This is a genomic window from Bdellovibrio sp. BIS2, from assembly GCF_055398295.1.
The window spans coordinates 3,119,565-3,133,544 of record NZ_AP035879.1 but is presented as its reverse complement, the minus strand read 5'-3'; the positions used below and the strand labels follow the sequence as shown (position 1 = coordinate 3,133,544).

7 protein-coding genes are annotated in these 13,980 nt (G+C 50.5%); 4 read left to right on the top strand and 3 right to left on the bottom strand.

Going from position 1 to position 13,980, the window contains the following annotated elements; translation table 11 throughout:
• The first annotated feature begins 6 nt into the window (after positions 1–6).
• The 3 genes from ACZ520_RS14915 to ACZ520_RS14905 are packed head-to-tail and all read left to right on the top strand — an operon-like array spanning position 7 to position 6,609.
• Entirely contained in the window at positions 7–2,730 is a 2,724-nt protein-coding gene (locus ACZ520_RS14915) for a PD-(D/E)XK nuclease family protein (RefSeq protein ID WP_464126312.1), read from the top strand.
• Entirely contained in the window at positions 2,706–5,786 is a 3,081-nt protein-coding gene (locus ACZ520_RS14910) for a UvrD-helicase domain-containing protein (RefSeq protein ID WP_464126310.1), read from the top strand. The genes ACZ520_RS14915 and ACZ520_RS14910 overlap by 25 nt, the downstream gene beginning before the upstream one ends.
• A gap of 28 nt (positions 5,787–5,814) precedes the next feature.
• Positions 5,815–6,609 carry a PilZ domain-containing protein gene (locus ACZ520_RS14905; protein WP_374033902.1) on the top strand — a complete coding sequence of 265 codons (795 nt, stop codon included), beginning with the start codon at positions 5,815–5,817 and terminating at the stop codon, positions 6,607–6,609.
• A 46-nt stretch (positions 6,610–6,655) separates the two neighbouring features.
• Here ACZ520_RS14905 and ACZ520_RS14900 read toward each other — a convergent pair whose 3' ends face one another.
• Together ACZ520_RS14900 and ACZ520_RS14895 are read right to left on the bottom strand one after the other, a co-directional pair.
• Positions 6,656–7,147 carry a hypothetical protein gene (locus tag ACZ520_RS14900; RefSeq protein ID WP_464126308.1) on the bottom strand — a complete coding sequence of 164 codons (492 nt, stop codon included), beginning with the start codon at positions 7,145–7,147 and terminating at the stop codon, positions 6,656–6,658.
• A gap of 112 nt (positions 7,148–7,259) precedes the next feature.
• Complete coding sequence (locus ACZ520_RS14895) at positions 7,260–12,158, bottom strand: hypothetical protein (protein WP_464126306.1); 4,899 nt, start codon at positions 12,156–12,158, stop codon at positions 7,260–7,262.
• Positions 12,159–12,448: 290 nt separating this feature from the next.
• On the opposite strand from ACZ520_RS14895, the gene ACZ520_RS14890 reads away from it, so the two are divergent.
• Positions 12,449–13,183: a DUF5602 domain-containing protein gene (locus tag ACZ520_RS14890; protein WP_416480065.1), complete on the top strand. Its 735-nt coding sequence runs from the start codon at positions 12,449–12,451 to the stop codon at positions 13,181–13,183.
• A 1-nt stretch (position 13,184) separates the two neighbouring features.
• Here ACZ520_RS14890 and ACZ520_RS14885 read toward each other — a convergent pair whose 3' ends face one another.
• Positions 13,185–13,976: a hypothetical protein gene (locus tag ACZ520_RS14885; RefSeq protein WP_464126304.1), complete on the bottom strand. Its 792-nt coding sequence runs from the start codon at positions 13,974–13,976 to the stop codon at positions 13,185–13,187.
• Between the last annotated feature and the right edge of the window lie 4 nt (positions 13,977–13,980).

The window sequence follows — 13,980 nt, the reverse complement described above, 5'->3', positions numbered from 1 at the left end:
TCCTGAATGCTGAAAGTAATTTCCATTGAAAGCAGATCTCAGATTTCTGAGATCTTCGCCAATTACAATCCCCGCGAGCAATCCTGGCTCGTGTCGGATCTGCGCACTAAATTTGAGCTTCAGCAAAAAATCCTGGGCCGTGATGGTCAGTACATCGATGAATCTGTCCTGCGTGCCAGTGACTTGTGGAAGATGCTGCTGAAGCGTCTGGATCCGGGGCTTCGCCTGGTCAGTGATCCGTTTGCCAGATCTCTTCTGCGCACAATCATGGATGAACACGCCGAAGTTCTGGGTGTGAATTCCTCCGCCGAAGACACTGTGTTTAGTTATATCGATCAGATGGCGGCGGTGATCTTTCACCCGGAAGGCACCACTCGCCTGACGGAATGGTTTGAAACTCATCCGGAAGCCATGAATCGCTGGAAGGAATGGTATCTGCGTGCGCGTTTCTGTGCGCTAAAGCTGCTTAAGGAACACCGTGTGATCACGGCGGACTGGATCACCGCTTACCTGCAAAACTTCAATGATCTGGAAAGAGTCTGGAACATGCCCTTGATCGTGGATCTCAGTGGAGAGATCACGCGGGTGGAAGCCGAGATTCTGCAGGTGCTTTCCCGTTCGGTTGATGTCGTGGTGCTGGAACCAACACCTTCCTGGCGTGCGGACTTCCACTTCCTGCTAAGACCTTATGAAGACCTGCGTGCGATGAGCACGGCAGTGCAAAAGCTTCCGGCGGTGGTGCGTGGGGAAAAGAAATCCGAAGTTCTGCGTTTCTCAGGGATGCTGGCTGAAATCAAACACAGTGTCGGGCAGGTTCGTCAGTGGCTGGATCAGGGCATTGCCGCTGAAAATATCGCCGTTATTGCCCCGGACATTGAAACCTATTGGCCGGTGCTTCAGGCGTATCTGGCTGAAGAGGGCATTCCCGCACAAAAAGACATCACTCACAAGGCACAAAGCCTGCCTTCGGTGACCCGTTGGCTGGCACTGCTCAGATCCAAAAGCGGCCGACTATCGACTTCGGATCTGGAGATTTCATTCTTTGAAAAAGAAGAGGCCCAACAACTGCGCTACGAGGAGTTCCGGTCCCTGTTTAAGAGCCTCTATGTCAATGAGGATCTGGCGCGCAATGAAATCGTGCATAAGGTCTTTTTCGAACAGATGGATCTGGGCGGTTTCTTAAAGCGCGATGAATTTGTCGCTAAAGCTTTGTTGTCCTGGAATTCCGATGAAACCGATATCGTGCAGGTTGTTTTGCGTGAACTTCTGCAAAACGCTGTGGCCGGCACATCCCTGACCTGGAAAGAATGGTTGAGCTATCTTGAAAGCATCGTCGCTGCCAAGGAATACACTTTGGAAAAAGGCGAGCCTCGCGGGATCATGGTGACGAAACTGATGTCGGCCCACAGTGAAAAAGCCCGTCGTCGTATTTTCGTGGGCTTGACTGATGAAGCCCTGAAGGGTCGCAACAAGACCCAGCTTTCAGGACAAGACTATTTTGAACTGGCCAAAGACATTGGATTCTATCTGGACAATCCGGATCAAAGCGATCTGGAGTTTGAGTTGCGTTTGCTGGCAGAAGCGGAAAGTGATGAAGACCTTTATTGCTTCGGCGCCACGGACTTAAGCGGTTCCCTGTGTTCACCGGCCACTTTCTGGATGAGCCTGCAGGGCGAGCACGAAAAGCTGACGGTGCCCCTGGAAACCCGCTGGGACGAATTGCAACATTCCACTCAGCGCGGGGAGCGCCCGCTGCTGGCAGGTCGCAAAGAGCTGGTGGAACAAAGAATTCTTCAGGATCTGGGGAAAGCACCTTTCGCCACGATTGCTTCACCCGAACTGCCACGCATTTCGGCGTCGGCGGTGGAAAGTTTCCTGGAGTGTCCGTTTATTTTTGCGGCACAAAGATATTTCAAATTAAAAGACCTGCCGGATATTGATCTGGATGTCGACCACCGCACCCGCGGGCAACTGGCCCACGCTATCTTTGAAAAACTGACGATTGAGCCTATGCGTTTTGACTGGAAGGTTGACGAGCTGGATCAATTGCTTGAAACCGTGCGGGTGGAAAAGAAGCTGGTGTTCGCGGACGAGCGTCTGTGGACGCCGCTGAAAAAGAAACACATCCAACTGGGGCTGCGCTTTTTGGATTTTGAAAAACGCTGGCGTGAAGAGTTTAAGAAAACCCGCACCATCGGACGCGAAAAGCGTTTTGAGTTCTATCTCGATCCACAGTCCGGGGATATTTCCACCGAAGCTCGTGACAACTGTTTCCGTATTTCCGGTCAGATTGACCGTATTGACAGCGACGGTGGCAAACAACTGGTGGTGGTCGATTATAAAAGTTCTTCGGGCGGGATTTCCGCCCATGGCTCTTGGCTGAAGAACCGCGAGTTGCAGTTGTTGTTCTATATGTGGGTTTTGGAAAAAGGCCTGGTGCAGGACATCCAGGGTGAAGTCATTGGTTTGTTCTATTATGTGTTCAGAAACTTTGAGCGCAAGGGCTTCAAGGTCGATGACCTGGCTGGAGTGCTTTACCCAGCCAACAAACGCAAAGACAAAAATGCCACCTTTGAGGCCAAAGAACGCTATTTGACCGAGTTCAGCCAGATTCTGATGACGACTTTGGGTCGCATCAAAAATGGGGAATGTGACGCAAAACCCGCAGATTTCAAAACCTGTACTAGCTGTGAGTGGAGGCGACAATGTCGGGCACCACACCTGAACTAAGAAATATCATCCTGCGTGCCGGTGCCGGTGCGGGGAAAACAACGACATTGACCCAGACTTTCCTGAAGTTTGCGAGTGACTTCAAGGAAAAGCACGGCAAGTTCCCGCGTATCGTGGTGACGACCTTCACCCGTAAAGCGACACAAGAGCTGAAAGAGCGTCTGCTGGGAAAAGCCCTGGATGAAAAGCGCGATGATCTGTTTCAGTTTGTCAGCTCGAAGTCCCAGGTTCAGATATCGACCATTCACGGGGTTTTAAGCCTGTTCTTGTCCCGCTATGGCTCTGCCATCGGCCTGACTCCGGATTATAAGATCATGAGTGATTCTGAAATCCGCAAAGGCGCACGCAAGATCATGCGCAAATACCTGCTGGAAAATCCGCAGTTGCAGGAGCTTTTGGAAGAATATGATTTTCAGACTCTGGAAGGCGCTTTGCTGAAGTTTTTCGGCGAGCAGGTGATCTTCCCAGGGATGACCTTCATCCGTCGGGGAGAGATGGAGCAGGAAACTGCCAAGTTCGTTGCCGACATCGGCGGAGCTTTACGCCGGGTGTGCCTGGAAATTTCCCAGGAAACGAGCAATGACAAGTGGGTTGATTATGCGGGGGCAATGACCGGTTTTGACTGGAATGCCTCTAACGGCGACTGGGAGGGCTTCTTTGCCCGTCTGGAATCCTTCTGGGAAAACATCAGCAAGCCGGTATTCCGCAAAGCCACACCGCCATTCAGTTTAAGTCTGAATGAAGAGCTGGAAGAGCTGCGAGACCGTGTTGATCGTTTGTTGGCTGAACCCCGCTATCGTCCCGAATACTGGGATCGCCATGAAAAGAACTGTGCGCTGTTTGAAGAACTGGCACAGAACTTCTGTCGCGACTTTATGCAGACCAAGCTGGAAAGCGGTCTGCTTTCGATGAGTGATCTTGAAACCCTGGCCTCCAAGATCACTTTGGATCAGCCCGAAGCTGCCGTGAAGTTTTCCCAGGAATGGGACTTCTGGATGGTCGATGAATATCAGGACACCAGCCCCGTGCAGGTGGAGCTATTGCGCCATCTTGTCGGAGAAAAGCCGGTGTTCATCGTCGGGGATCCGCAACAAAGTATTTATCTTTTCCGTGGCGCCCGTTCAGAGGTCTTCCGTGAAAAGGTGGCCGAAATCGAAGCTCAGCAGGGTGATGTGCAGGTCAAGCTTGTGAACTATCGCTCTTCTCCGGAAGTGCTTGAGTTCTTTAACCACTATTTCACTCGCCTGGGTTCGCAGTTTGCTGCGATGACCCCGGATGAAAAGAAACCGAAAAAAGGCCCCGAGACTCCGGTGGTGCAGGTTGTGCTGTCGGAAACCGGTGATGAGGATGAAACCTCGGCCGAGATCCTGGCCACTGTTGCGCGCATTCAGGAGCTGTTGCAGGCTGGAACCAGTCCGGAGCAGATCTGTGTTCTGGGGCGCACACATAGAACTTTGGAAGACATTGCCAAGGTCGCGCAGGAATACGGTGTGCCTTTGCAGCTTCACAGCGGCAGCGGATTCTATGAGCGTCGTGAGGTGCTGGATGCTTTGGCGGTTCTGAAGTTCCTGGTGAATCCCCATGACAATGCCAACTTTGTGGCGCTTTTAAGATCGCCATGGCTGGCGCTGCCGGACAGCGAGATTCTTTCTTATTGCCATTCGTTCCGTCATTCTTTCTGGAAAGAAGCGCAAAAGGGTCTGGATCAGAAGCCCGAAATCCATCCGCTACGGGTGATGAAGGCTCTTTTGGCGCAGGCTGAAATCAAAGGCTTGTCCTGGACACTGAAAAAGGCCCTGATTGATCTGGGTCTGTTTGATTATTCCGCACGTATTGATTCCACCGGCCGTCGCGAAGCGAACCTGTGGAAGGTTATCTCTTTGCTTTCGCAGGAAGAACGCCGTCCGGGTTTTAACTATCTGGACTTCCTGGATTCGAGTCTTGAAACACTTTCGACCGATGAGGGTGGCGAGGATGCGGATGCGACTCCGGTGATTGAACCCAAACGTGTGAACTTTATGACGGTCCACGCGTCCAAAGGGTTGCAGTTTGATCAGGTGATTTTACCGGGCATGGGGAATGACCCGCGCGCCAGTCATGCGCCGGTTTTGAGCATTCATGAAAAGACCGGACAGTGGTCTTTGAAAGTGCGCAACGAAGAAACTCAAGCCATGGCCGGCAGTGTGTTGGCCGATCAGATTGTGGAAGAACTGCGCAAGCGTGAAACCGAGGAATTCAACCGTGTTTTGTATGTGGCTTTGACCCGCGCCAAATCCGGAGTGACGTTGCTTTGGGATAAAAAGGTCGGGAAGAAATCCTGGGCGGCCCATTGCCCGTTGAATCTGGAAGAAGGTCTTCACGAGGAAAAAGATTTTTCTTACGTTGTACGCAGCGAGAATCCTCAGCCGCAAAAGATGTCCGAGCAGGACCTCGCGGAAAAGGACCTGCGCCCGCAATGGCAGGCGCAAGCATCTGAAAAACGAAAGTATATTTCTGTCACCGAGCTGGTGACGCCGGAAGGTGTTCAGGCTGGAGGTGGTTACACACCGAAGGCCTCTCAGTTGGGGTCGGGCTTGGCCCGGGCTCAGCAGGGGACTAATGCGCACCGTTTGTTTGAAGCTTTGAAGTTTACCTCCTTTGACGAGCTTTTGAAGATTTCAGACGAGGACCTTAAAAAGCCGCTGGAGTTCCTGGCAAAAACCCCGGAACTGCCGCTTTTAAGAATCATCAATGAAGGTTTTGTCGAGTGGGGTTTTGCTCTGAAGTACAAAGAGGCCCTGATGCAGGGGCAGATCGATCTTTGGGGCATTGTTGACGGGACGTTGTGGATGGTGGATTACAAAACCGGATCCCAACGATATTCTGACACTGCTTTCAGGCAGTTGGAGGCCTACACCTGGGCGCTGTATCGTATGAAATATCTGGATAACGTGCAGCAGGTGAAACTGGCGGTTGTTTATCCTGTGGACGAAGTGGTCAAGATCGAAACTTTGGGCAGTCTCAAAGAGTTGAACGAACGGCTTGAAAAGAGCATCGATAACTATTTCCTTGTCTAGGAATTGAGGGTTCCATATCATTTTTGATATGAAAACAAAACCATGGTCCCTCATCATCCTTGCTTTGCTTCACATCCTGGCTCCGGCAGGTAACCTTTTGCTGAATGCACTTCGTTCCGGAAGGACGCTGTCTCAGCAGTGGACGTACTGGTTTGAGGTTCTGCCAAAGCCACTCGTAGCACTTTATGTTCTGGTGCCGGTGCTGGCGGGGATCTTTATTTTCATCTGCCGCCGCTGGAGCTACTGGGCCTATCTTGGTTGTCTGCTGGTGATTCTGCTTTCAAATATCTACAGTTATTGGACCAATATGAACATGAGCACTCTGGTGCTTTTGTTGGTGGTGGTTTTGATCGATGTTCTGGTGGTGGCTTACTTTGTGGTGCCTTCCGTTCAGAAAGTTTATTTTGATCCACGCATGCGCTGGTGGGAAGCGGCTCCTCGCTATCACTTCAATCACATGGGCTCTGCCAACGGGCAAAAAGCCTTTATCAAAAGTATTTCCCAGGGGGGCTTGTTCCTGTCTTCCGCACCGGAACTGCATGAAAACGATACGGTCGAGATGGAGTGGAACTATCAAAGCCAGCACATCAAGGTGAACGGAACTGTGGTTTATAAAAACACCCGCACGGATATTCCGGGCTACGGTGTGAAGTTCAGCCATTCTGATGAATCCGAAAAGCAAGTCAAAGCCCTGGTGGCCAAACTTCGTGGGGAAGGGTTGATTATCTCTGAGCGTTTGCCAGGACCGGAGGACAGCTTCGGTGTGTGGCTGAAGAAACTTCTGACCAAAGGGGAAGGTCTGTTCCCGAAAGCCAGAGTTTAAAAAATAAAAAAGGGAGGCTTTAAGCCTCCCTTTTTTTGTTCCGGGACTATTTGCTGCGAATGTATTCGCACTTGGCAACAGCATCGCGACCCACGCCGAAGGCAACACCTTCGAATTCCTTGCGGGTCAGAGTCAGCACACGGCCTTTCTCGGAAATTTTCATGGAGACACCGCTCTGCACGCGGCTGGCAGGCACACCCAGGAACTTGTTAACTCCGCTGTATTGGAATGTCAGAGTGCCGTTTTTATAGGTCACTTTTTCCTTCCCTTTGGAAGAGCTCAGCGCCTCGCCGTGAGAACCACTGACTTCGCGAGCCTCGCCATTCACAACACCTTTATAAAGTGGCATATAGGTGACGTCGGCGCGATAGAATTCCAGTTCAGATTCTTCGTTCTCAGATATGATCACTCCGTCATAGCAGAAGGTTTCACCATTGATGTCAGACGCATTCAGGTCGTAACGACCGATGAATGAACTGACGTCAGCCAGGGCGGAAGAGGTACTTAGCAGAAGGGCTGCAAACACTACTTTTTTCATAAAAACTCCGGGTTCATGCTTGGTTTATTGTTTGGTTCAAGTCACTTGTCTAAAACAAAAAAAAGGCGCGGATTCCAGAGAGAGGGGAATCCGCGCCAGGAGAGCCTATTGATTATCTGTTGTACTCTGGGTTTGTCATCAGAGTCAGCTTGTTCAGGAACTCAAGGTTCTTCATGATGATGCCGTAGGAAACTTCCAGACCGCCGCCATCAACCAACTGGGATGAAACGTCACCCAGTTGAGCCAGAACTTCCAGACCCTGCTGCTTGCTCAGAGCTTCGCCCGCTGTTTTCATCGCCTCGTTCAGAGCGTTGAAGTCCAGAGCCAGCAATGGAAGAACTTCTGCCAATTGAGCCGTCTGGGCTGCCAGTTCCTGAGCTGCCTCTTGAGCGCCCTGTTGTTTAGTCAGAACCGCTACAGAGATAGAGATCACCTGTTCATTCAGTTGAGTCATCAACTCAACTTGTTTTTCAATGCTCAGGTTCGGATTGGCTTTAACCATTTCAGCAGAAACGATTTTGCCATCTTTGTTCAGCTCGTTCAGTTTCGCCGTCAGAGCCGTCTTCGCTTCAGTCAGTTTCGCTTCCATCTGACCTTGAGTCAGAAGGTTCTGAAGCTGAAGGACCGCCATTTTCTGCATCAGTGGGTTCAGAACTTCTGCATTCTGGATGAAGAAGTTTTTCTGAGCCGCCACATCAACCAGAGTCTGGGAAGCCAAAGCGTTGTCCAAAGCCCAGAAGCTCAGACGAGTTTTGGATTTCTCAGATACACCGAGCTGGCTCAAAGCCGTTCTGTCAGAAGGCGCTTTACCCAGGCTGCTGCCAACTTTGAACAGAGTTGCAAAGTTGTCTTTGTCACGCAGAGTGGATGCTTCCAGATTCAGGATGCCGTAGATACCAGCATAGAATCTCATGGAAGCCGTCACCGTCGCTTTTTCACCCTGGATTGGCTGCAAAGTAACGTCTTCATTAGAGAACGTTGGCTGCAGTTGATCCAGCATCATGCCCGTGATTGTGTTCACGAACAGGCTGTTTTCCGGGCTCATGCCAAGGATATACTTTTCGAAATCCAGGAACGAGAACTGGATGCTGTTGTAGTAGTACTTGTATGAAGGGTAGCCCTTCATAGTCAGCATTTCCATGGCCGTGATTTTTTCGTACTCAAGGCCTACAGTGTCCAGACGGTCTTTGGTTACAGAGATGTCCTGGATTGCACGTTTTTCAACGATCGCAACATCCATGGAGGTCTTGCCGGTCTCTTCACCCTTTTCGTTCACTTCTTTCTTCTCGTAAGGAACCGCAATGAAACGGTCCGCGCTCTGGAACAGGGAGTTCGCATCCGGAGTGTTGATCAGTTGCGTGTAGAACAGGTACGTCTTCAAAGAAGCCTGTACGTAGTCCTGGATCGCAGGGTTTCTGTTGTCAACAACCAGCATATAGAACAACTCGTCCATGAACTTGCGCATACGGAACTGGTAGTAAGAGGACATGGAGCTTGCACGGATGGAAGTTCCAACATCGAACACCAGGCGGTCCCAAGAGTGGAACGAATTCACGTACATGCTTTCCCAGTCGTTGATATTGGATTCAACGATTTCTTGAGCGGAAGTACCGAAGTCATGACGCTCACACGTAGGCTCGTAACCAACGTCTTTGTCTGTGCAGTACATGTACTCTTTCACCACGCCCTGAACCTGGTACTTGTTGAAGTTAGCCCAGCCGTTTTTGGCGAAGTTAGCTTTGATCGTGTTCACGTGCAGGTACTTGCCGTTAACAAGAAGCTTCTTGGAAGCAGCGTTACCTTCAAGCTTCGCGATCATTTCTGGAGTCGCTTCAACCAAGCCCAGGTGCGAAGCACGCAAAGCGCGGATGTCGTAAGTACCCAGACCATCCCAGTTGAACTTGCCTGGAGTCAGGTAGTCCATGATGGAAGAGTAGTTACGTTTGCTTTCAGTGCCGTCTTCGTTAGCGAAGTTCGCTTTGTCGAAGGAACCGATGAAGTTGTGAGTCAAGCCCTGGGAGTGACCCATCTCGTGACCCAGTGTATTGATGATCTCGATCTTCAAAGCCTGGTTGAATGGCATCGCGATAAAGCTGGAGTCAGCCAGTTCCGCGGATGTTTTCATACAACCTGGAGCGTTCTGCATCGTCGCCATCATTTTGGCGTGGATTTCACCCATTTTAACAGTTTTAGCCAAAGTCGCTTTTTCTTTCGCAGACAGCTTGGAACCCTTTGCCGCCAGCATCTCACGAGCCATCACTGTCTCGATTTCACGAGGAGTCATGCCTGGTTTTTCAGACAACGCTTTGTGAACTTTGTTCATCCAAGCGTCCTGAGTCTGCGGAGAAGAGAACTTGAAGTTGCTGTCGCCACCCAAAGATTTACGCTCAGCCACCGCCGCTTTCAAGATGTTCATGGAAGCGCCGATGTTCTTAGCCTTCATTTTAGACTTGGCATCAGTCTGGGCACCTTTGACCATGTTCACCATCTTACGTGTGAATTGAGTCGCAGCGACCGCTTTGTCCTGGGCTGTGCCTTGCTGAGTCTGGGCTTTTTTAGCTGCCTCAGCCTCTTCAGCCTGCTGTTTAGCCAACTGAGCGCTAGCCTGTTCACGGAAGCTCTCTTTCATTTTGTCCCAGTCTTGTTTGATCTTCATGTTGCGGAAGTCCGCACCCACGCTTTGCAGCATGTTACCAGCATAAAGGATCAAAGAGTCCGCAACCACGATCGCAGAGCGAGGGTTGAAACCAACCTGAGATACACCCAGGATGCCGTGGTCAGCAGGTTTGTTCTCGAAGTGGATGATGTTCTTATCAAGGTCACCCAAGTGAGCTTCCACACCGTTTTCACCGGCGATCTGCATTTCGATATAGTCACCAGAGCGCTCCAAAGCGGAACCTTTAAAGGCTTGTTTGTAAGCGAAGTTCCATGCCTTCACCAGCTCTTCAGTGGATTCGATGTAAAGCTTGCGCATTTCCGGATTATCAGTTGGCAAACCAGTTACTGTGTAAACCAGCTTCTTGCCGTTTCTGAAATCGTGGACCATCGGCAGTGATTTTTCAGTGCCTTCGCGACCGCGCAGGTTGTTCTTGTCAGGATTTGCCTGACCGATAGTCCAAACACCGTAGCCCAGTGCATTTTGTGCAGAGAACGGGATGGATTCAACAAACGCTTTGTCTGTAGAACCGTCATTCAATTTGAAGGATACGCGCTCTTTTACGCGAACCGCTGCCTGGTAACCTGGAGTTCCGTTGTAATCATCAAAGGCCTGGAAGTCACCGATGCAACCCCAGCGAAGACCTGTGGAGTACTGCTGAGTGAAGCTCAACACACCCTGATCCAGTTTCATGTTGACGTCCATTACCTGAGCATCAGCGATACCAGTCAGGCAACCGTCATAGATAGCAGCGTAAGGGGATTTGTCCTGTGGAAGAGAATTCTTCGTCCAGTCCAATTCCATGTAGTCAGCATCTTTACGGGAAGTTTCAACCAGACGAGCCATTGCGTATTTCGCGCCGGTAGCGTCCTTTTCTTCCAGTTTCAGGTATTTCACCGGCAAAGACATCAGTTCTTCGTAATCAACTGCGTTTGTGCCGGATTTGTAGTTGGCGATCAGGTCCGCCTTGCGAACCACTACGCGGGATTCTTCAAGGTCGAACTTAACGATAGTCAAAGAACCGGCCATACCAGCAGCCAAACCTGGGGAAGCAGCAGAGAATGCCACGTCTTCGATCGTGCGCTTATAGAAGAATTCTTTGCCTTTAACATCAGCAATTTTGATTGTAGTGCGCGGGTCGAACTGAGTGTTCGCCTCTACTTTTTTAGCTTGTACGTTTTGAGCGATCTGAACCAGACCTACAGAGTCACCGGCACGAACCTCTTTGAAAGAGATCGTCGCGTCCTGGTTGCCTTCGTAGTCAACAACTGGCAGTTCCGGGCGTACATATGTCACTGGAACATCGTAGCGCAGAACCAGGATACAGTTCTGTTGCGCTTCAGCCGGAAGAGCTTTTACGACTTCTTCAGTACACTGACGAACGTTGGAATTTTTTGCACCGGATTTCAACTGAGCCAATTGAGAGTCAGTCAATACCGTTTTACCAACCTGACCCACTTCAAACACATGCAAAGCATCCACATCCAGCAAAGTCAGGATGCGAGTGTCTTTTTCAAGGTTCACCGGGATCTGATAGTCAGAGTTCAAAGTGCCAGCAGTCATCAACTTATTGTTGATTTTGTTCATTACGAATGTGCGGTCCAGATCGCCGCGAGAAGCCGCGTCGATACCCACCGGCATACGATCAGCCGGGTTGATGGACACCTGGATATGAGTTGCATCAGCCCAGTCAGTTGTTTTCATGCGAAGAGTGGAGGTCTCTTCGTTCAACTGATTTTTAACTCTTTGCAAAACACCGTAACCATTGATTTTGAATTTGAACAGTGGAACCAGCAGAGTTGCAGACTTCTGGGAGAGCAGAGCCTGCTTTTCTGAACGGATCTTTTTCAAGGAAGCCACCATGGACTTCGCTTTGCTGTTGTCTTTGGATTTCTGAAGTTGCTTTTGAAGCTGAACTTCCTCTTTCACCTGGGCCAGGTGTTTTTCCAGATTGGACAATTCAGAAGTGTCAGTCACGATTTTGTAAGCTGTCACAAACTGCTTATCAACAGAGAAAGTGATGGAGTACTTCTGGCCAGCCTGACCGGACATCTCCAGACCTTTAAACATATATTTAAGACGTTTTGGAACCTGGGAGTCGCGAACCGCAACCACACCTTTTTCCGCCGTCGCTTTGGAGGAATCCCCCAGGCTTAGAGTGGAGAGACTGTCATCAGTCTGAACCTCATACTGAGAGTTCTCAGTTTGCAGCTCAGGGATGTCACTGATCGCAAAGATGTTTTCCTGGGCTTCTTCCGGCAAAGCGGCGTCCCTTTTCTTTGTACAGCCAGTAGCAAAGATTGCCAGCGCCAGTAGGGCTGTGAAGGCCTTTGCGTATTGAGACTTGTTAGACATAACTCTCTCCATTCCTAAAATGTCACCTCTCGGGACCCATATCGAATATAAAGGTCTTCGGGAAATGACTCTCTCCTAAGAGGATATAAATGCATTGAAGGTGCCACGGTGAAACCACCTCAGTTTGAACTATTTGCATTTCAGCCCCGAAAGGTGTCCAGAGTTTGATCAGGGGACAATTAGGGCTCTTCTCATTTTGAAACAAGGCAAGCGCCCTGATTCCTTACACAGGATCTTGTCTCGGAATGGATCTGGGGATTGGCTATGGGTATGTCTTCAAGGAGGAAGAAATGAAGCTTCTAATGCTGTGGCTTTCAGTGTGTCTGTATGGGATCGGAGCAAACGCCGTCGTTGTCTGGGGACCTCCTACGACGATGGGGAAAGGGGAGGTGCGCACCTTCATTGAAACCACTGATTCGGGCGAGCCGCTTTCCATCGGATTGGCCTTTCCGAAAGAGGCCATGGAAGGGCTTTCTGAGCATGCCCCGGAGGTTTTTGTGGTGGCTCTGCCCTCGGCAATGGCGCTGCCTCCGTACAATCACGTGATGCTGGACTGGATGCCCCACGGGCATGATCCGGATTCAGTCTATGGTCGCCCGCATTTTGATTTTCACTTTTACATGATGAGCTCCGAGGACCGTCAGAAGATCACTTGTCTTGGGCCGGATGAGGCTGTGTGTATGAAGCAACCGTTGCCTGAGCTGATTCCGCCCTTCTATGTTCCGACGCCGGCGGGAGTTCCGCAGATGGGCTGGCACTGGGTGGATCCACGTTCGCCCGAATACAATGGGCAGCCTTTTACCAGCACGATGATCTATGGGTTTTACAACGGAGAAATGAGCTTCATCGAGCCGATGATCACCAAAGAATTCATCCAGGCCACAACGTGGTTTGCCAGTCTGATTCCCGTCCCGGACAGGGTGATGATCAGCGGGCATTATCCCACGGCTTATTCCCTGGCATATGATCCGTTTAAAAATCTGTATTATGTGAAATTGAAAAATCTGGTGAAAAAAGAAAAGTGATTTAGAACACGCGCCCGCAGGCAGGTGCTTTCGGGCGGGCGATCAAAGTACGGCCCTTTTCCAGAGTGAAACGGTTTTGCGGGTGCTTATTCCATTGGATCTCGGCTTCAGTCGCCAGATCGCCATGAACGCGGGCATTTTCAAGGGCCGTATCAAGCATTGCCAGCCACAGCAGGGCTTTGTTGCGTTCCATGCTCCAGGCATCAAATGAAGCCGGGGCATAGGGCTTTCCGGCCAATGAAGGATCATAGCTTTTAAAATAGTCAAAGATCCCCAAAGAGCCGACGGCTTTATGGGGTTTCACGGCAAAGTCAGTCTGATCATCGATCAGTATCGTGCGGGCCGGTACCGCTTCGGGCATCACCAGGCTTAGATTCTTTTTAAAGCGGGAAGGAAATGACAGTGTCTCATCCTGAGAAACCACCTGCAGGTGGTCTTTGGAAAACACGCGGTGAGCGATCTGCAGCAGGGATCTGCCGTCGGATAAATGCACTTGCGATAACAGGGTTTCGTTGCGGGATTTGGTGCCCCCGCTGAAGAATGAAATGCGCGCATCCGGGTGTCTTTGCATCAGGGCTTCAATCATTTCGGGCAGAAAATCAGTGTGGCGATAGGCTTTTTCCTCGACAACGCGAATTTGTCTGTCGCCTTTATGATCGTCAGGATTTTTTATGCTGTAGAAGGTAGTCCAGTCGATATCAAAAACAATATCAAATCCGGGGGAGGGGCTTTGCGCCTGGGCCTGCGGCTGGAAACTCAAAATCAGAATGAGAAGTGCCAGCCACAGTTTCATGAAG